The sequence below is a fragment of the Kribbella sp. NPDC051770 genome (genome assembly GCF_040681455.1).
Taxonomy (GTDB): Bacteria; Actinomycetota; Actinomycetes; order Propionibacteriales; family Kribbellaceae; genus Kribbella.
Genome location: NZ_JBFAYT010000009.1, coordinates 2,281 through 20,863, shown reverse-complemented (window position 1 = coordinate 20,863; position 18,583 = coordinate 2,281). Strand labels below are relative to the sequence as shown.

22 protein-coding genes and 1 tRNA gene are annotated in these 18,583 nt (G+C 66.5%); 16 read left to right on the top strand and 7 right to left on the bottom strand.

Annotation, left to right across the window (positions count from 1 at the left end):
• Positions 1 to 243 precede the first annotated feature (243 nt).
• The 6 genes from AB0M01_RS27360 to AB0M01_RS27335 all read right to left on the bottom strand — a co-directional run bounded on the left by AB0M01_RS27360 (position 244) and on the right by AB0M01_RS27335 (position 6,190).
• Complete coding sequence (locus tag AB0M01_RS27360; protein WP_363674370.1) at positions 244 to 1,080, bottom strand: hypothetical protein; 837 nt, start codon at positions 1,078 to 1,080, stop codon at positions 244 to 246.
• A 233-nt stretch (positions 1,081 to 1,313) separates the two neighbouring features.
• Positions 1,314 to 1,889, bottom strand: a complete 576-nt coding sequence (locus AB0M01_RS27355) for a hypothetical protein (protein WP_363674368.1) — start codon at positions 1,887 to 1,889, stop codon at positions 1,314 to 1,316.
• A 96-nt stretch (positions 1,890 to 1,985) separates the two neighbouring features.
• Positions 1,986 to 2,663 (bottom strand): hypothetical protein, encoded by a 678-nt coding sequence (locus tag AB0M01_RS27350; RefSeq protein ID WP_363674366.1) that lies wholly within the window; start codon positions 2,661 to 2,663, stop codon positions 1,986 to 1,988.
• On the bottom strand, positions 2,660 to 4,276 hold the full coding sequence (locus AB0M01_RS27345) for an RNA-directed DNA polymerase (protein ID WP_363674364.1): 1,617 nt from the start codon (positions 4,274 to 4,276) through the stop codon (positions 2,660 to 2,662). The genes AB0M01_RS27350 and AB0M01_RS27345 overlap by 4 nt, the downstream gene beginning before the upstream one ends.
• A gap of 181 nt (positions 4,277 to 4,457) precedes the next feature.
• A complete protein-coding gene (locus tag AB0M01_RS27340; protein ID WP_363674362.1) occupies positions 4,458 to 5,000 on the bottom strand; it encodes a flavoprotein in 543 nt (180 codons plus the stop codon).
• Positions 4,997 to 6,190: a helix-turn-helix transcriptional regulator gene (locus AB0M01_RS27335; protein WP_363674360.1), complete on the bottom strand. Its 1,194-nt coding sequence runs from the start codon at positions 6,188 to 6,190 to the stop codon at positions 4,997 to 4,999. The genes AB0M01_RS27340 and AB0M01_RS27335 overlap by 4 nt, the downstream gene beginning before the upstream one ends.
• 534 nt (positions 6,191 to 6,724) lie before the next feature.
• Here AB0M01_RS27335 and AB0M01_RS27330 point away from each other — a divergent pair.
• The 16 genes from AB0M01_RS27330 to AB0M01_RS27255 all read left to right on the top strand — a co-directional run bounded on the left by AB0M01_RS27330 (position 6,725) and on the right by AB0M01_RS27255 (position 18,034).
• On the top strand, positions 6,725 to 6,970 hold the full coding sequence (locus AB0M01_RS27330; RefSeq protein ID WP_363674358.1) for a DUF6284 family protein: 246 nt from the start codon (positions 6,725 to 6,727) through the stop codon (positions 6,968 to 6,970).
• Positions 6,970 to 7,134: a hypothetical protein gene (locus AB0M01_RS27325; protein ID WP_363674356.1), complete on the top strand. Its 165-nt coding sequence runs from the start codon at positions 6,970 to 6,972 to the stop codon at positions 7,132 to 7,134. The genes AB0M01_RS27330 and AB0M01_RS27325 overlap by 1 nt, the downstream gene beginning before the upstream one ends.
• Positions 7,131 to 7,385 carry a hypothetical protein gene (locus tag AB0M01_RS27320; RefSeq protein WP_363674354.1) on the top strand — a complete coding sequence of 85 codons (255 nt, stop codon included), beginning with the start codon at positions 7,131 to 7,133 and terminating at the stop codon, positions 7,383 to 7,385. The genes AB0M01_RS27325 and AB0M01_RS27320 overlap by 4 nt, the downstream gene beginning before the upstream one ends.
• The gene (locus AB0M01_RS27315) at positions 7,382 to 8,365 is read left to right on the top strand and encodes a hypothetical protein (RefSeq protein ID WP_363674352.1); all 984 of its coding nucleotides are present in this window, start codon (positions 7,382 to 7,384) and stop codon (positions 8,363 to 8,365) included. The genes AB0M01_RS27320 and AB0M01_RS27315 overlap by 4 nt, the downstream gene beginning before the upstream one ends.
• The gene (locus tag AB0M01_RS27310) at positions 8,365 to 8,604 is read left to right on the top strand and encodes a hypothetical protein (RefSeq protein WP_363674350.1); all 240 of its coding nucleotides are present in this window, start codon (positions 8,365 to 8,367) and stop codon (positions 8,602 to 8,604) included. The genes AB0M01_RS27315 and AB0M01_RS27310 overlap by 1 nt, the downstream gene beginning before the upstream one ends.
• A gap of 4 nt (positions 8,605 to 8,608) precedes the next feature.
• Positions 8,609 to 10,180, top strand: coding sequence for a DNA cytosine methyltransferase (locus tag AB0M01_RS27305; protein WP_363674348.1), 1,572 nt, complete (start codon positions 8,609 to 8,611; stop codon positions 10,178 to 10,180).
• Positions 10,177 to 10,416: a hypothetical protein gene (locus tag AB0M01_RS27300; RefSeq protein ID WP_363674346.1), complete on the top strand. Its 240-nt coding sequence runs from the start codon at positions 10,177 to 10,179 to the stop codon at positions 10,414 to 10,416. The genes AB0M01_RS27305 and AB0M01_RS27300 overlap by 4 nt, the downstream gene beginning before the upstream one ends.
• Positions 10,413 to 12,710: a cell division protein FtsK gene (locus AB0M01_RS27295; RefSeq protein WP_363674344.1), complete on the top strand. Its 2,298-nt coding sequence runs from the start codon at positions 10,413 to 10,415 to the stop codon at positions 12,708 to 12,710. The genes AB0M01_RS27300 and AB0M01_RS27295 overlap by 4 nt, the downstream gene beginning before the upstream one ends.
• A 250-nt stretch (positions 12,711 to 12,960) precedes the next feature.
• The gene (locus AB0M01_RS27290; protein WP_363674342.1) at positions 12,961 to 13,275 is read left to right on the top strand and encodes a hypothetical protein; all 315 of its coding nucleotides are present in this window, start codon (positions 12,961 to 12,963) and stop codon (positions 13,273 to 13,275) included.
• A 30-nt stretch (positions 13,276 to 13,305) separates the two neighbouring features.
• Positions 13,306 to 13,500, top strand: a complete 195-nt coding sequence (locus AB0M01_RS27285; protein WP_363674340.1) for a hypothetical protein — start codon at positions 13,306 to 13,308, stop codon at positions 13,498 to 13,500.
• 50 nt (positions 13,501 to 13,550) lie between these two features.
• Positions 13,551 to 13,880 carry a hypothetical protein gene (locus tag AB0M01_RS27280; protein WP_363674338.1) on the top strand — a complete coding sequence of 110 codons (330 nt, stop codon included), beginning with the start codon at positions 13,551 to 13,553 and terminating at the stop codon, positions 13,878 to 13,880.
• Positions 13,877 to 14,224: a hypothetical protein gene (locus AB0M01_RS27275; RefSeq protein WP_363674336.1), complete on the top strand. Its 348-nt coding sequence runs from the start codon at positions 13,877 to 13,879 to the stop codon at positions 14,222 to 14,224. Before AB0M01_RS27280 ends, AB0M01_RS27275 begins: the two co-directional genes overlap by 4 nt.
• A gap of 195 nt (positions 14,225 to 14,419) precedes the next feature.
• Positions 14,420 to 14,896, top strand: coding sequence for a DUF2742 domain-containing protein (locus AB0M01_RS27270; RefSeq protein ID WP_363674334.1), 477 nt, complete (start codon positions 14,420 to 14,422; stop codon positions 14,894 to 14,896).
• A 122-nt stretch (positions 14,897 to 15,018) separates the two neighbouring features.
• Positions 15,019 to 16,557 (top strand): YfjI family protein, encoded by a 1,539-nt coding sequence (locus AB0M01_RS27265; protein ID WP_363674332.1) that lies wholly within the window; start codon positions 15,019 to 15,021, stop codon positions 16,555 to 16,557.
• A 72-nt stretch (positions 16,558 to 16,629) separates the two neighbouring features.
• Positions 16,630 to 16,863, top strand: coding sequence for a helix-turn-helix domain-containing protein (locus AB0M01_RS27260; RefSeq protein ID WP_363674330.1), 234 nt, complete (start codon positions 16,630 to 16,632; stop codon positions 16,861 to 16,863).
• Positions 16,847 to 18,034: a site-specific integrase gene (locus AB0M01_RS27255; protein WP_363674328.1), complete on the top strand. Its 1,188-nt coding sequence runs from the start codon at positions 16,847 to 16,849 to the stop codon at positions 18,032 to 18,034. Before AB0M01_RS27260 ends, AB0M01_RS27255 begins: the two co-directional genes overlap by 17 nt.
• 71 nt (positions 18,035 to 18,105) lie before the next feature.
• Here AB0M01_RS27255 and AB0M01_RS27250 read toward each other — a convergent pair.
• A tRNA-Ala gene (locus AB0M01_RS27250) sits at positions 18,106 to 18,178 on the bottom strand.
• Positions 18,179 to 18,583: the final 405 nt, after the last annotated feature.

Below are 18,583 nucleotides of genomic sequence, written 5' to 3'. Positions count from 1 at the left end.
TGTGCGGTGGAGCTTAGGGGATTCGAACCCCTGACCTCTTCCATGCCATGGATTTCTCGTGTGCCGGGTGCGCTTTCCTCCAGATGTTCCTGAGTCCACCGACGTCCGGTGCGATCCAGGTCAGTGCAGGGTCGTAGCCTCCCGATTAGCCTCCCGCAAACCCACTGGGAGCTGCCCGGTCCGAGGTAAATTCCAGCGGCTCGTGACGCCCTTGCCACGCCGTGACGACTGTGCCCCCCTCGCTCACGTTTGGTTCAACGCTGCCGACAGGACGGTCCGCAGCATCTGGTCGTCTGCGGGCCCTGCCCACTCGACAACCCAGAGTCGTCCGCCGGATTCCTCCTCCAGCGTCACCGCAGCTTCCGATGCCTTCTGGGTCAGCTTGTTCACTACAAGGACGCTAATGGCATCTCGGTATGCGGGGTCAGTCTCGGTCAGCCGTCGTTGCAGCTCGGCAACCCTCCGCAGGTCGCCAGCCTCCATGCCGTTGCGTGAGTTGTACTTCGCTTCAACCAGCACCGCGCGCCCATTCGGCCCACGCAACAGCGCATCGAAAGGTGCGGCGGTCGCCGCACCGGGCGCCGTCGAGCCAACATAGGCCCGTGGCTGGATCCGCTCGAGCGCGGCGATCACGTCCGCCTCATACTGGATGCCGCCATGCAGTGCCCCAATAGCCATCTTGGCAACGTCTTGCTGCGCCGACGGTAGTTGGGGGACCGCCTCCAACAGTTGCTCCAGTGCCTTCTCTCGGACCGGTCGCGCTACGGTGGGGCTAGCGGCCAGCCTGGTAAGTGTGCTCCACGAAATCCGGTTTCCCGCCAGGTCCACCTTCGTGATCTGCTGCCCCGTGAGACCCGTGTAGCCGAGCCCCACACCAACGGCGAGCAGGACGCCAAGAAGGACCCCTTCGCCGAGGCCGTCCACACCCAGTAGGGTGCCTAGGATCGCTCCCAACAGCATCACAACACCAACGCCTCCGACCACCCCGCGCTGCCACGGCTGGAGTTGCGCTGCACCCAGCGATGCGCCGGCCAGCTCAAGCTCACTTTCAGGCGATCCTGAATCCGCTTCATCTTCCACGGGCTCATCATGATGGCTCGACAACCGCGGTTCTGGGAGGCGCACCACATGGCTACCGTTCGCCGCGCCCCCTCTATCGACGACGCTGTCGGGGCAGCACGGCCGATCGGCCGCCGACAGATTTACAGTCGAGATGCGCACCCGCCCCTGACCTGCGGAAACACGATCGAACCCCGGTGTTCTGGGAGGCCGTCGGGAACAGCCAGGCGGCTCATAAGCTCGCTACATCCGGCTCACCCGGCTCGTCGCGCTTCGCGATACTCGCGCAGTGCTTGAGCAAGAGTTTCCACCAACCCAGGTTGGCTCCGGTCGTCGCGACCGCGAGACGACAGGTTGTGGCCGGCATCTCGACGCCACCTGTTGCCTGCCGCGTCGGTGAACAGGAGTGATGCCGTACTGCCTCGCCACCTAGATCCTCTCTCCTCGGTCAGATTCAGTTCGACCGGCCAGTCCGTCCCGGGATCGAGTCGGCTTCGCTCCCACACGTGAGGTTTGTAGGTCCTCACCACCCCACCCGGCAACTGCACCTGGTGGACAACGGTGATCTGCAGCTTCGAGACCACGTCGTCGCTGGCGTTGACCACGGTGAACTTCACCGGCTTCTCCCACGTGTTGCCATGCGTCCACTCTCCGCCTGCAGACGGTTGACTGACGCGGACCTTCGCTGCCTGAGCCCGCCGTCGATCGTCGCCTTGCCTCATCCGGTCCACCACTTGGAGAAAGATGATCAGCAAGGTCCCTGGGGCGACGATCGCAGTCGCGATGGCCTCAAGCCAGCCGGCGGGGTCCGATTCGCTTAAGGAGATCATCAACTGAATCTAGGGCATCATCCCAGACTGCGCAGCGGCCCCGTCGCAGTCATCAGGTGACACATTCTCGTTGGACTGCACGCCGCACTGCACCGTCTACGCCGAAACTTGAAGACCAGTCATCCGCTGCACGAGATCTTCTAGAAGCTCAATCGCACCAAGGCCGGATGCGCCGGCTGCCACCACTGCGAGTTCGACCGTGACGACCCGCCCTAACCTCGGATTCAGAAGACTCACATGTGACGGCGCACGCTCAGAGGCATGCAGTAGCGCGCAGTACGTAAGGACCTGCCGCATGTCCATGGCGCGAAACTGCCTATTTACTGCCTTCACCTCAATCAGCGTGGTCAAAGTCCTGATGTCGGCGACCGCGGCATCGACGACCCCGCAGCCAGGTATCTCAGGCTGAAACTGCGGCGAGCTAAGTTGAGCGGTCCAGCGATCGATATTCGCCAGCAGTCCCGCGACTTCTCGCCACTCAACCGATTCAAGTCTTTGAGCGGAGGCATCGCCACGAGGGAGTTGTGACAAGAATCGTCGCGCATCGCGCTCGAATTCCTCGGCGAGAGCAGTCGGGATACTTTCATAACCATTTGCGGCAAGGAGAAATGCCGTTTCGGAGATCAATGCCCGTCGAGATGGGCGCGAGATCTCAGCGACTGGGAAGCCGACATTCACAACCTGGGTGTTGAGCCAACGAACCACTAGTTCAAGCATCGGTGCAACATCTCGCCAAATTGATGTTTGGCGACAGAAATGCGCGACGCTGATCATATCGGGATCTCCCAGGAATTGTTATTCATCTTATCCCCAACCCACTTCTTGATTACCTCTTCAAACGGCGTGTAGCCCCGACGTGCAGAGGTTCGCCAGAATCGGCCCTCGTCACCCATCTGAGAGCTTGCAATTATAAATGCGCGCTTTACCCATGGGTGCATGCTCTCAACGTAGCTCTTCTGGTCCGATAACCAGAAGCGCACGTTCCACTTGGCTAGCGTAAGCATGATGTCTCGTTGCAGATTGGGAGCTGGACCGCTCCCGAATCCGTGTGGCCCGCCGTAGATTCGCATCAACAATTCCGCATTCTGACTGGAATGCTTCTGCCCAAGAACGCGAACCATATATGAGAGATTGAGGTCGATCTGAGCAACATGGTGATTCTCGTTGATTAGTCTTCTGATCTCCTCGTGAGCCTGTTCTATCCGCTCGTCACTGAGGTCCTTCAAGCAGTCACGGAACGCCAACATGACCTGGGGCCACACCGGCGCGAGCGTGTCAACATTCTCCAGAAGGGATAGCAGCGCTTGCCATCGCGTCTCCCCATCCATGAACTTCAGCGCACCCACGAGTCTTCGGGTGAGTGCGGCATTCACACGACCTTTCGTCAACTCATGGCGCAGCATCCCAAGGATGTCAAATTCTTGAATCTTCGCATTCAGCCGTTCATAGTCCTCGACTGGCGTTGCCGAATAGGGGTCGAAATGGATATGCAGGCTCAGGAACTTGGCGGCACTTCCGGCCGGGAGTTCGACGGGATCGAGAATAGAAATGTACTCGGCTGATTTCATGATGCGCGTCTTTGATTTCTGGAGCGACAACCCCTGGTTCCTCTGGAGTTTCTCAGACAGGTAACCAATGGCTCTATACGCATCCGGGAGCGTATTTACAAAGAAGCGGTAGTCGTCAGCATACCGAACGAAATTCTTCGTGCTAGCCTCAATCAGTAGCAGACGGTCGACTGTATCTAGTAACAGTTCCGCTAGCATTCGCGCGGCAGGTCCCCCTACCGGCAGGCCATACGAAGTGCCCCCGGATAGGCGCGCAAGGACCTGCGTTATCGTACTATGAAGATTGCCAGAATCATCGACAGCTTGGATCGCATTTTCCATCGGATGGTGGTAGACCCGAGCATAGAAATCGGCGATATCAACCGCCACCACATATGCGTGCTCCTCCGCGAGCGCCCGGCAACGCGACTGAAAATCGCGCCACCCATCCGATGCAAACAACCCATCATGCGGTGCCGAGCGGAACCGATACGAGTAGACTCGACCATCGCTCTCACTTAGACGACTTGCCTCGATTTGAGGCGCTATCTGAAGCACCGCACCAAGGAGATAGGCGTTCCATATTGGTTCGATCTGAGTCGCCCAACGAAATCCGTGGTACCCGACTGGGGCGAGGCACGAGTACATCGAGAATGGCTCAGACGGCAGAGTATTTTTTGCAGAGAGGGAGGCGGCAAGGGCCCGCAGAGCTCCAAGCACATCGTCCGGCAAGTCGTAGAATATGTGATTCTCAATGGGAAAGGGGAAGACGTCTGTATCCCCCCACCCGGCGACGTTCAGTATCGCACGCTTAAATGATTCATCCGCGATCTGTGCCACGAGCGCCCCACCAGGATCAAATAGGCGAAATGTCAGGCGGCAATCTACCGCAATTCCGTCGGGCGCGTCCGGAACTCCGACTCAACACGGGCACCGCAGAGCCCTCTAGCCCGCTGCCCGCTCCGTCCAGAGACCAGCGAAAGATCGACCGCTCCCACAGCCCTACGGACCACACACCGGCCTACGCACCTGCCTCCTGAAGCTGGTTGAGTACCCAACTCCACTGGAATCGCTTGGCTACCTCCTCGCCAGTGCCGGATGCGACTGGAGCCAGGGCCGTACTCGACCCGTCGTGGGGATTGACGACGCGGACACCGGCGTACCGCAACACGGCAAGCGATGCGAGCCAGGCCGGGTGGCCGGCGAGATCGTGCTTGGCGAAGGGAACGGCAACGGTCGGCGTACGAGCGCCAAGCGCTGCGCACAGCGTCGTGAGCGGATACGTTCCGGCGTTGCCATTGGCCCAGGCATTTAGCGTGTTGAAGGTGGTCGGGACGACGGCGACAGCGTCAGCCACCGGTGCACGCTTCGGAGCGCCCGGCTTGCGGTTCGCTGTGAGGACTGGAGCGCCCTCCAGGTCCTGGGTTTCTAACCACGGGAGGGCTGCGTCCGTCGGAATGAGATACGGACTCCATCCGGATTCGCGAGCTGCCCGCACTCCGTCGCCGACACGTTTGGCGAGAGGTGCTCCGCAGACGACGAGGTAGAGAACTCGGTCGGTCACGCGAGGACTCCTGCGCGGGTTGCGATGGCGGTTAGGGCTGGGGTGGGCTTGCGGGAGCGCTTGAGAAGTTCGCGGACCAACTCGCGGGCGATCGTGTGGTAGCGGATTGATTCGGGAGCAACGCGTTCGGCTTGCTTGAGGTGCAGGATCGCTTCCATGTCGTTCTTGGCCTGGGCTTGCGCCCACGCGAGGTCGATGTGGAGGCGCGATCGGCGGCCTTGCAGACCTTCCGGGAGTGAGTCGGTGTCGATCTCAGCTGCGACGCGCAGCACACCGGACGGATCACCGAACTCGGAGGCGACCGACGCTCGATGGATCATGACATTGGTCGGGCCGAAGGCGGTCCACCAGTGGTTTCCGTCTTGAGCGAGTAGGCCGGCGAGCTGGTCGGCTGTCGCCAGGCGTTCGGTTGAGGTCGCTCGATCCGAGCGGCGCGCGGCGATGACTGAGGAGATCAACCACAGCGACCCGGCGAGCGAGACCGCGTCGGGCGCGTCGGAGCCGGTTGACGCCATAAGCCCCTCGGCTGAGCGGACTGCAATTCGTTCCGCGTCGTCGGTTCGCTGGCTGCGCAGGAGGGCGCAGACGACCTGGTAGGCCGCCATCCCTTGGGCGGTCTTGGACTCGGCCGCCATGGCTGCGTGAGTTGCTCGATCGGCGGCGAGCCAGCCGAGCTGGTGCTCCCCCACCTTGGTCAGAAGCTTTGCCGCTGCGGAGTAGACGGAGCAGCGCGCTAGGTGGGTCTCGCGGCCATCTCGGCCTTGGTAGCCGTCGTACGCGTCTGCGGCTTGGATCAGGTCGGGGAGCATCGCCGTCGCGGACTGGTACTTCGCAGCCTGGTAGGCCTGATGCACCTGCACTGCGCCGTTGCGCAGCTGGGGAAGCGGCCAGGGAATCACCCGCTCCCCCAGCAGGTGGTGATAGCCCGCCAGTTGGCTGCGGACGGCGTCAACGGCGCTCACCTGCTCCGAGGCATCGGGAGCGAGGACCCAGTCACGGCCGATGAGGTCGGTGACGTCGATGCGCAGGACGGTGGCTAGGTCGTTCAGGGTGGACAACCGGTCGACGCCCCGGATGCCGCGCTCGACCTGCGACAGCCAGGAGCGAGACATTCCGATGAGGCCGGCCAAGGCTTCCTGAGACATGCCGCGTCGCTTGCGGTAGGCCCCGATCCGCTCTCCTACGTGCATCTGCACTTCCCCTCAGCTCGCGTGGTCCCTCTAGTGAACCCCCTGAAGGCCAGGCCATTGCGCACAAAAGTACGCAGCCTGGCGAGTGCGCTCCGCTCCCCAGAATCGGGCCGACGCTGAGGTCATGAACGCCCCGACTCCCCCGCCACAACCCGCTTCGGACCAGGCGGCGCCGGCGGAACCCCCTCGGCTCGAGCGACCTTCCGGATGTAGGCCGCCGTGAAGGGCGACAGTCGCTCGACCTCAGTCGGCGTCACGCCAGCTCGTAGAGAGGCCAGAACCGCGGCCAGTACCTCCTGCCGGGCCTCCTCGTGCGCAGCCTCGGTCTCGCGATAGCGGCGTGTAGCCGCCGACAGGTCATCTCGTAGATCAGCCACGCAGCAAGAGTACCGCGCCCCACTTGCGCAACCCTGAATCTATCCGCTAGTTTGTTGCGCAACACAGTTTCGCAACTGAGTTCTTATGACGCCTCGGCGGCGGCTACCGCCGAGGCGTCTGGGTCGCACACATCTGCTTGAGACAGGAGCACAACCCGTGAACATCATCCACCTTCAGGCCGTCGCGAACGAAGAGCCGAGCGCGGCTGAGCTGGCGGCGATCGACGCCGAATGGCCGGTTATCGCGGCTGAGCTGGACGTACTGGACGCCGAGATTGCGCTGATCACCGCCGGTCCGGCCGCGTCGGCGCTGGACCGCCGGCGGGTACGCCGCGCCGAGCGTCGCGCCCTGGCCGCCCGCCGCGAGCTGACCGCCGACCAGGCCAAGGACGGTGCGGCGTGATGAGGAAGTCGAGCAAACCGCGCAGCAACGGCAGCGTGCGGACCAGTGGTTGCGCCGCGTGGTGCAGCCCGAAGCACTACCGGTTCTGCGGGTCGCCGGTGTGCTGCCCGCACCTGCACACCAACCGCTCCAACACCAACGCCAGCAAGGCGGGCAAGCGATGAGCCGCCGCACCGTGAGTCTGCCGGAGGTGTGGGCTGAGCGGCTGGGGATCGACGCCACCGACGACGTGGCCCAGGAGCTGGCCGCTCGGTTCGAGCACCTGACGCAGTTCGTCCTGTCCGGCGGGATTCCCCGCATGGGCAAGGCCGGTGCGGTGTCGGCCGAGGCCGCGACCGCGCACGGCGATCTGTGGGTGCTGGCCGGATTCCTGGCCGACGCCCGTACGGCGATGACGCAGGAGGTCAACCGATGAGCACCGCTGTTGCTGTGACCGCGCCGGCCGCGGTCGACCAGGCTGAGCAGAAGTCGAGCGTTGCGCGGCTGCGCACGGCTGCGTCCGAGGCGTCGCAGGTTCGGGCGCTGTCCACTCACCCCGATGTGGTGGCGCTGCGGGTCGAGTCGATCCGTACGCAGGTGGACGTGCTGATGTGGGTCGGGATCGTGCTCGGTCTGGCGTTCACGATGGTCAACGTCCAGGCGTTCGCCGCTCAGAGCGCGGCGTTGTGGTCGCTGCCGTGGTTCGCGGCCTGGCTGCTCGACCCGATGGTGTCCCTGGTCCTGATCGCTGTCCTTCGGGCTGAGCAGATCACCGCCCGGTACCAGGTCAGCGACACGGGCAAGTGGATCGGTCGCACGAAACGGTTCGCGTTCGCCGCGACCTTCGCGATGAACACCTGGCACTCGTGGGCGCACTTCGACGTGGCCGGGATCGTGCTGCACTCGGTTCCTCCGCTGCTGGTGTTCTGCGCGGCCGAGACCGCACCGGTGCTGCGCGACCGGCTCACTGAAGCGGTGTTGCGAGCCGAGCAGGCGGCGGCTCTGGCTGACCCGCGGGAGGCCGCTGAGCCGATCGTCACCGTAGAGCAGGCACTGACGACACCGGCACCGGAACCATCCGCTCAGATCGCCGCACAGCCGTCCGGTACGGCAACAGCGACCAACCCCAGCCCGGCTGCGCGGAAGGCGTCGGTCAAGCCGCGCAAGAAGGCGACGGCCAAGCCCGGCCGGAAGCTGCTGGCCGACTACGTGAACGAGGCGTTCGCCGCGATCGACCACCACACCGACCCGAGCCTCATCACCCCGGCGTGGGCACGCAAGACCACCGGCTGTTCGGCCGGGCTGTCGCCCAAGGTCGCGAAGGCCACTCGTGCCCTGCTGGAACACGACCTCAACCAGCCCGCCGTCGCGGGCGAGGCCGACGCCGTGGAGTCGATCGAGAGGAAGGCCGCGTGATGCCGACCCCGTACCCCAACCCAGACGACCTGACCGCGTGGCCCGCCGGCGAAGACGCCGACGACCAGGCGACCCGCGACTACGCGCTGCGGGCCTGCCGCAAGCTCGCCGACTTCGGCATCACCGCGCGACCGACGTTCGACACCGAGGACGGCACCTACTGCGGGTGGATCGCCGTCAGCCCGGACCAGTTGTTCGACCTGCTCAACGACCTCGACCTGCGCGCTCTGGAGGCCTGATCCCATGTACGACTGGACTGACTTCTTCTGTGGCTCCGGCGGCACCAGCTCGGGTGCCAAGAAGGTGCCCGGCGTCGAGATCGTGATGGCCGCGAACCACTGGCGGCTCGCGGTCGAGACCCACAACACCAACCACCCGACCACCGACCACGACTGCGCCGACCTGTCGCAGGTCGATCCGCGCCGCTACCCCCGCACGATGGCGGCGTGGTTCTCCCCGGAGTGCACGAACCACTCGATCGCCAAGGCCCGCAAGCGCAACATCGACCGGACCCCGGATCTGTTCGGCGAAGTGCTGCCGGACGAGGCCGCCGAGCGGTCGCGGGCGACGATGTGGGACGTGGTCCGGTTCGCCGAATTCCACCGCTACCCGGTCGTCATCGTCGAGAACGTCGTGGACGTGGCCAAGTGGGTGCTGTGGGGCACGTGGCGCAACTCGATGGAGGCCATCGACTACTGCCTGCACGTCGTCTACCAGAACTCGATGCACGCCCAGGCCGGCGGACTGCCTGCCCCGCAGTCCAGGGACCGCGTGTACGTCGTGTGCCACCAGCGCGGCACCCCGCACCCGGACTTGGATCGGTGGACCCGCCCGCTGGCCTACTGCCCCGGCTGTGACGAGGTCGTGCGGGCCATGCAGGCGTGGAAGAACCCCGCGAAGGCGTGGGGCCGCTACCGCGCTCAGTACGTGTGGCGCTGCCCTCGCGTGAGCTGCCGCAACGCGGTCGTGGAGCCGGGTTGGCTGCCTGCGGGGTCGGCGATCGACTGGTCGCTGCGCGGTACCCGGATCGGGGACCGGACACGTCCGCTGGCCGCGAAGACGATGCAGCGCATCGTGGCCGCGCTGGAGAAGCAGGCGCGCGGCGGCGTGCCGATGGTGGTCCCGATGGAGGGCCGCGACGGCAAGCGCCCGTTCCCGGTCACGGCCGTGCTGCGGACCCAGACGACCCGCAACGAGAACGCGTTGCTGGTCCCGGCCGGCGGCACCTGGAACAACGACGCCAGCTCGGTCCTGGACGTGATGCGGACCCGCACCACCACCGAGTCCGAGGCGCTGGTGGTGCCGCTGCGCGCCAACAACACCGCCAAGACCACCGGGCAGGTCTTCGACACGTTCGCTGCCTCAGGCAACCACCACGCGCTGCTGGTGCCCTACTACGGAAACGCCATCGCCCGGACCACCGACGAACCGCACGGCACCTTCACCACCCGCGACCGCTACGCCCTGGTCATGCGGAACAACTCCAGCAGGGGCGACGGATCGGAGATGAGCACGCCGGTGAACGAGCCGCTGCGCACGCTGACCACCGCCGGGCACCAGTCGGTTCTCGAGTACGGCACGCCGAACGTCGAGGACTGCGAACTGCGGATGCTGGAGCCCCGCGAGCAGGCCGCCGGGATGGCGTTCACGCCCGGCTACGTCGTGCTCGGCACCAAACGCGAGCAAGCCCGCATGATCGGCAACGCCGTGTGCCCGCCGAACGCCCGCGACCTGGTGGCATCCACCGCCGTCTGTGTTGGCCACGACCTCGGTGGCTGGAACGGCGCTGAGTTGACCGAGCGGAGCGCGGCATGACCAGCCACCGCACCGTCAACGGCGCGCCGGCCAGCGGCACGGTTGGGGTCCGGCTGATCGGGCAGGCCACCGACGTGGCCGCCGTCCTGGCCGACCTGACCGCGTCGGGAGTCGAGATCGTTTCGATGCCGTCACGTCCCTTCCGCAACCGCCGTACGACGGCGATCCGGGTCTATCTGATCGCCCGACCGGCCACCCCAGAGACCACCCCGGACACCGACCGGAGGAACGCATGAACAGCCACCACGACCGCGATCATGACGGGCCCGACGACACCGGCCATGACAACGTGCACCGGCTTCACGCCGACGTTCACGAGGCCGTTCACGGAGACGTTCACGACACCGACCACGGCATCGTTCACGAGACCTCCGAGCGCATCGACACGACCGACGTTCACGACGTCGTGGACGCGGAGGTCATCGAGGGCGAGGTGCTGAGCGAGGAGGAGTCGGCCGCGCTCGACCAGCGGCTGGCCAACCGCGGGGCGCTGGTCCGGCGAGCGGTGAGCACCGGGCAGGTCGCCAAGCGGGTCGCGACCCACGACCGCACCAAGACGACCGGCAAGGTCACCGCGCGGGCCGCGTACACGGTGGTCAAGGGTGGTGAGTCCTACGCCAAGCGAGCATGGGACGCCGGGACGATGGGCGTCTACCGGCGTCAGATCAAGGCCGCTGAGGCCGCCGGTGACCGCGAGGCGCTGAAGGAGTGGACCGCCGCCAAGGAGCTGGCCACCGAGCGCCGCCACAACCGGCTGATGGACGCTCCCAAGCTCGCTTGGGGCGTGCTGAAAGTCGCGGTCGGTGCGACGCTCGCGACGCCGGTGATCGTGTTCGTGATCGCGGTGTTCGCCAAGCTCACCGGGTCGGGATCGTTCAGCGGCGTGTGGGCCGGATTCTTCGCGCTCATCGGTCTCGTGATCGCGGTCGGTGGGGTGGCGTGGACGGTGCTCACGTTCGCGCTGCCCGTGCTGGTCGTGATCGCCCTGTTCCGCGAGGGCAAGCGCATCGCGGAACCGCCCGCGTGGATGGTCACCACGGCCGACACCGAGCTGGACATGGCGATCGATGAATCCACCATCGCGCAGGCGCTGGACTCGCTGCGCATCCCGAACATCACCCGCTACCTGAAGCAGGGCTACAAGCTCCAGTTCATCACCCCTGCTCGCCAGCAGGGCCGTGGCACGCACGCGCTGATCCGGCTGCCTGGCGGCGTCCCCGCCGAGGAGATCTCCAAGCGCCGCGTCGCGCTGGCGACCAGCCTGCACCGCGCCGGGTCCGAGGTGTGGCCGACCACCGGTGACGAGGCCGGGATCTTGGAACTGTGGGTTGCCGACAAGGGCGCGCTCACGGGCGGCCCGGGGCCGTACCCGCTGCTGAGCGAGGGCCTGGTGGACGTGTTCAAGGGCGTCCCGGCGGGCAAGACGCTGCGCGGTGACGCGCTGCGCGAGCCGGTGATGGGCCGCAACTCGATCGTGGGCGGCGCGCCGGGACAGGGCAAGTCGTCGGCGTCGAAGATCTTCATGGCCGGCTGCGCGCTCGACCCGACCGTGGAGATGCGGATCTGGGTGCCGGACCAGAACTTCGACTTCGAGCGGTTCAAGCGCCGCTGCTCGCGCTACGTCATGGGCGCCGACGACGAGTCGATCCGCCAGATCCGCGACGACCTCAAGGAGATGTTCGAGGAGATGGAGCGGCGCGGTGAGCTGCTCAAGACCTACCAGGTCGAGCAGGTCACCCGCGAGCTGGCGGACCGCAACGTCGGCCTGCACCCGCTGGTCGGGCTGCTCGAAGAGGCGCACGTGGCCTTCCAGCACGAGGAGTACGGCGCCGACATCGCCAAGTACGCCATCGGCCTGGTGAAGCTCGGCCGCAAGCGCGGCATGCACTTCCGGGTCTCGACCCAGGCCCCGACCGCCACGTCACTGCCCAAGGACGTGACCCGCAACGTCACCAACAACGTCGCGTTCTACGTGCAGGACTACGTCGCCAACGACGGCCTGCTGGGGCAGGGCGCGTTCAAGCAGGGTGTTCGGGCCACCGACCTGATCCCCGGCGAGAACCGCGGTACGGCGATCGTGAAGGGCTTCTCCGCCGCGAAGTACGAGACGTTGCAATGGTTCTTCCTCGACGGTGCCGAGGGCAACGACCAGATCACGCCGATCATCGACCGCGCTCTCGCCGCGATCGCCAAGCGGAACCTGCCCGCCCCGACCGAGGCCCGGCGCCCCGAGATCGAGACCCGCGACCTGCTCGCCGACCTGGACGAGGTCCTGCACACCGACCCGGTCGCGATCGCCGACGTGCCCGCGCTGCTCAAGCGGCTCGCGCCGACCTGGACGCCGTACCAGAGCCTCACTGGCAAGGCGCTGCGGGAGATCCTCGCGGCCGAGCACGGGATCAAGGTCCCCTCGACCGGCAACAAGTTCCCCCTCAACCCCGTCACCGTCCGTGACGCGATCGTGCTCCGGGAGCGCGACGCCGGCCCGGCCGACGACGCGGGCGACGACGCCGACCCGATCGCCAGTTAGCCCGGCCACCGGGGGGCCGCGAACCGCTCCGAACCGGCTCCGACCAGCGGTCTCCGGCCCCCCGGTTAACCCACCTCACTCGCTAACTAACCGCAGGTCAGAGCCGGATTAGCCCCCGAAACCGGCCCGGGTTAGAGACCTAACCCGATCACCACCAGCTAACCGGCCCCCGACCAGCCGATCCGGCGACCACCGCTAGGTGCTCGCCTCCACCACCCACGCCCAACCACCGACACAGAGAGTGACGAAAATGACTGACCCCATTCACACCCTGATGCTCGCCGGCACCGGGCTGATCCTCGCCGGAGCCACCGCCGCCGACGCCGCGCAGGCGCTGAGCCGACCCGAACAGGTCGCCGTCTTGGTCGTCGCCGCGCTGATCCTCACCGGCCTCTACCTGGCCGCGTGCTCGGTCTGGCCCTACGCCAACTGCGGACGCTGCAACGGCGCGGGCAAGTCCCGCTCCCCGTCGGGCAAGAAGTTCCGCAACTGTCCCCGCTGCAAAGGCACCGGACGCCGCAAGCGCCTCGGCCGCCACCTCCTCGACCACCGCACCAACCGCTGAAACCCCTCTCGCAGAACAGGACCCTCCGCAATGGCCAAGCACGACCCGCAGGACAAGAACCAGGCCAAGAAGGACTACGCCGCCTACCGCCAGACCATGAAGGCACTGCACGCCGAACAGGCTCGCCAGGAGAAGCGCGGCGACGCCAAGCCGTCCGCGACCTGGCACAAGCACAACAAGCGCGCCGCCGAACTGCAGAAGAAGGTCCCGTGGTGGAAGCGCTGACCAACCACCCCCGCCACCGCGCCACCGACCACCAAGGAGCCAACGCACCCATGACCATCCCCACCGCTGAGCAGACCCCGCACGTGGTGACCATCTGCGGGTCCACCCGCTTCCGCGACCAGATCGCCGCCGCGAACTGTGAATTGACGTTGGCCGGGAACATCGTGCTTGCGCCCGGCGTGTTCGCCCACGCCGGCGACGCGATGACCGAGGCCGACAAGCAGCGCCTCGACGCGCTGCACCTGACCAAGATCGACCTGGCCTGCTGGGTCCTGATCGTCAACCCCGGCGGCTACATCGGCGAATCCACCCGCCGCGAGATCGACCACGCCCACCACACCGGCAAGCCCGTCCACTACCTGCACGAGGCCGCCGCATGACCGCCGTCGAGGCAACGACGTTCGACCCGTTCCGGCCGCCGATGATCGGCGCGCAGACGTGGCAGAACGTGCTGTCCGGCGCGGGCTGGCGCTGCGAGTGCACCGGTCAGTGCGGCAAGCCACACACCAAGACCCAGCGCCGCTGCGGGATCGTCCACAGCGCCGCTCACCGGCTCGCCGCCGTCCCCGCCGACCCCACGGTCACCCTGACCGCCGCCGTCACGACCGCCGCCCTGGTGGCGCTGTGCGCGGGCTGCGAGACCGCCACCCGCCGGGCCGCGATCAACACCCAGACCACCACCGACCCCGACCAGCTCGACCTGTTCGGCGACCAGGCCGCCTAGCACGGCGACCTCCTGACACAACTGACAGAACTGACACAACCCCGGCCGGGAGGGCCGCGCATCCCCTGACAGAACCGACAAAACCGACAAAACCCCCAGTTGTGGCAGTTCTGTCAGTTGTGTCAGGCCCTCCCGGCGCCCAGCACCACCCTGATCGACCAGCCAGCACGCGACGCGAGCGAAGGAGTCCGACCGATGTTGCCCCCACGCTTCACCCCCACCGAACCGGCCCTCACCCACGAGCGCACGTCATGGGCGAAGACGATGGTTGCCCACATCACCGACCGGCCCCGCTACGGCTCTCCCGAGTGGGCGCGGCTGGCCGACACCGACCCTCGCAAGCTCGCCGCCGCGATCGTCGCGGCCGAGTGCTGGGCCACCACCCGCGACGACCTGCCGACCCGGCTGGCGGCCGAGCTGGATGCCCACCGCGCGGCCGAGCAGACCGCGTGGGAGCAGTGGCGAGGCGACCACGCAGGCGAGCACGCCGCGATGGCGAAGCGGATGGTCCGCAGCCTGCTCGACCCGTCGATGCGCGAGCTCGGGCGACGGCTGTCGATGACCGAGGCGCAACGGGTCGCAGAAGCCCGCAGGCCACGGCCCGGCGACTACCAACCCCGCCCGACCGCCAACGGCCCTCAGAACGCCACACAGGAGGACCAAGCAGCATGAGCGCCGCTGAACTCCCCGACTGGCTCCCACCGATCACCGAGCCGCCCGAAGACGACCCGTGGACCACCGAACTGGCCGCCCCGGTACAGCTCCACCGACAGGGAAAGACTCAGCACACACCCATGCATCACGATCAGACGGCGTCTCCGGTCGAGGCCGGCGGGCCGGTCTGGGACGGTGCTCCGGTGCCGCTGCGCACCGACCGGTTGCTGCGTCCGTTCCCGGTCGAGGTGTTCCCGAGCTGGCTGGCCGACCAGGTGACCGCGGTGGCCGAGGCGACCCAGACACCGCTGGATCTGGCCGCGTCGGTGGCGCTGGCGTGCCTGTCCACCGCCGCCGGCGGCCGGGTCCTGGTCAAGGTCGACCGGTCGTGGACCGAGCAGGTGAACCTGTACACGGTGACCGCGCTGCCGCCCGGCTCGCGCAAGTCGCCGGTGTTCCGGGCGATGACCTCTCCGCTGTCGGCCGCCGAAGACGCCCTGCGCGAGCTGGTCGCAGAGCAGCGCGTCGAGGCCGAGCTGGCGTCGCGGGTCGCGTGGGCCAAGGCCGAACAGCTCGCCAAGAAGGCCGAGACCGCACAGGCCAACCCGACCGAGGCACTGGCCGATGCCACCAGCGCGGCCAAGGAAGCAACGGCGATCGTCGTACCGGAGCTGCCCCGGCTGATGACCGACGACGTGACGCCGGAGTCGTGCATCTCCCTGCTCGCCGCGCACGGCGGACGGATGGCGGTCCTGTCGGCCGAGGGCGACGTGTTCGCCACCCTCACCGGCACCCGCTACTCCGCAGCGCCCAACCTCGGGGTGTTCCTCAAGGGCCACGCCGGCGACAAGCTCCAGGTGGACCGCAAAGGCCGCCCGGCCGAGACGATCGAGCGACCCGCGCTAACCCTCGGAGTGACCACTCAGCCCGGCACCCTGGCCGGTCTCGCCGCGATGCCCGGATTCCGCGACCGGGGCGTCATCGCACGCATCCTGTACAGCCTCCCGGCCAACACCGTCGGCTCGCGCAACAATCAGGCCGAACCGGTGTCCGAAGCCGTGGAGACCACCTACGCCGATGCCCTCCGGACGTTGGTCCTGGTGCTCGCGGGCGACCAGTACAGCAACCCCGACGACGGCCAGCGCCAGCTAGAGCTGACCGCCGATGCCCGACAGGTCCTGCTCGAGTTCCAGGACTGGCTCGAACCCCGGCTCGACCCGCGCACCGGGCAGCTCGCGCCTATCACCGACTGGGCATCCAAGCTCGCCGGCGCGACCGTCCGCCTCGCCGCGCTCCTGCACGTCGCGCATACCTTCCACCACGGCTACGCCCAGCCCATCACCGACGACACCATGCGCGCCGCCGAAGCCGTCGGCCGCTACTACCTCGACCACGCCCTGGCCGTCTACGACCTCATGGGCCGCTCCGACCCCGACCTTGACGACGCCCGCACCGTCCTGGACTGGATCCGCAAACGCGGCTTCGACACCTTCACCCGCCGCGACGCACTACGCGGCCTCCAAGGCAACCGATTCGCCACCGCCAAAGACCTCGACCCCGCACTCACCCTGCTCACCGAACACGGCCACATCCGCCCCCGCCTCACCCAGATCACCAGCAAAGGAGGCCGCCCCAGCACCACGTACGAAGTCCACCCCGCCACCCATACCGCCCACTGAACAGGCATCGGTTTTGTCAGTTTCGTCAGTTCTGTCAGGCCATCTCGTTACCTCGAAGGAGCCTTCCTCGCAATGACCGACTCCAACGTGTTGCCGTTGCTGCCGAACCGCGCGCTCTACACCATCGCCGAAGCTGTCGTCCTGCTGAACTACAGCCGCAGTCAGGTCTACGAGCTGATCCGTCTGGGCCGCCTCCAGACCGTCTCAGAGGGCCGGAGCCGTCGGGTTCCGGCCGAAGCCATCACTGACTACGTCAACATGCTGAAGCTGGAAGCAAAGGAGGCTGCCGGTGCCGCAGCGGCGTAGCCAGGGCGACGGCGGCATCCACTGGGATGCCAGCAAGCAGCGTTACATCGCGGCTGTGTACCTCGGACCCGCTCCGGCGGGGAAAGCAAGACGTCCCCGGATCACGGCCAGCGCCAAGACCAAGACCGAAGCCAAGAACAAGCTCAAGCAGAAACTCAAGCTGGCGCAGGATCGCGCCGCGTTGGCTGCCAAGGACTACACGGTCGAGCAGGCCGTAAACGAGTGGTTCGATTTCGGCCTTCACAAGCGGGAAGCAACCACCGTCAAGAACCTGCGCAGCCTGGCGAACACTCACGTCATTCCCGCTCTCGGTGCTCAGAAGCTTCAGGCCCTGAGTGCCGACGAGGTAGACGAATGGCTCGCCGTCAAGGCCAAGCACCTCAGCACAGACACCCTCCGTCGGCTCCACTCGATCCTGCGTCGGTCGATCGTCCGAGCGCAGGCGCGGGAGAAGGTACACCGCAATGTGGTGATGCTGTGCGAGATCCCGACCGGCACCGGCGGGCGCCCGTCGAAATCGCTCTCGGTGCAGCAGGCCGATGCGATCTTGAAGGCCGCCGAATCCTCGCCGCTGCACGCCTACATCGTCGTGTCACTGCTGACAGGCGCCAGAACCGAAGAAATGCGGGCTTTGACCTGGCCGAACCTCGATCTGGTTGGCAAGCCGAACGCAGACCCTCCGGTACCACCATCGATCCAGGTCTGGCGCTCAGTTCGATCCCATGGCGACACGAAGACACGCAAGTCCCGGCGAACACTGGAACTAGCCGTGCGGTGCGTGAGAGTGCTGGAGGAGCACGGAGAGCGCCAAGAGGTCAGGCGTCGGGCGGCAGGAGACCGCTGGCAGAACCTCGACCTGGTGTTCACCTCGGAACTCGGCACCCAGCTCGATGCCGCGAACGTACGTCGGGCCTTCCGGAAGGTAGTGAAGGCCGCCGGCCTCGATCCAGCAATGTGGACGCCGCGCGAACTGCGGCACAGCTTCGTCTCGCTTCTGTCGAGCAACGGCGTCCGGATCGAAGACATCTCGCGGTTGGTCGGGCACGCCAGCACGACGGTGACAGAGAAGGTCTACCGGCACGAACTCCGACCAGTGCTCACCGAAGGGGCTACGAAGATGGATGAGATCTTCCCGGGGCAGAGCCGCGGCGAGGCCAGCGAGGAGCCGTAGCCTCCCGATTAGCCTCCCGGGTCAAAAATCAGAGGCCCTTTCCCAACCGGGAAAGGGCCTCTGACCTGCGGTGGAGCTTAGGGGATTCGAACCCCTGACCTCTTCCATGCCATGGAAGCGCGCTACCAACTGCGCCAAAGCCCCGCGTTCTTGCGACTCGGAAAGCTTAGCGGATGGAGGGCCTGGAAGAAAAATCGGTTCCGGGCGGGGGCCTGGGTGATGAGGAACACGGGCTGTGATGGTGAGTCACAGTTGCGGCAAGGGCGGATCTGCACCACTCACCAAGTCCGCTCCGGGCGCCGATCGTCGGCGGGGCGTCCGCGAATGGGTCGGGTTGGTGAGTGGTGGGCGTCCGTCAGTCCGCAGGGCCCGGCCAATGGGTTGCGCGGACGGTCGACTCGTCATCGCCATGATTCGCCAGCGACCAGTTGGTGCAGCCATCCGTCCTCCTCGAGGCAGGTCGGCGTACGGGCAGGTCGGCGTACGGGCAGGTCGGCGTACGGGCAGGTCGGCGTACGGGCAGGTCGGCGTACGGGCAGGTCGGCGTAC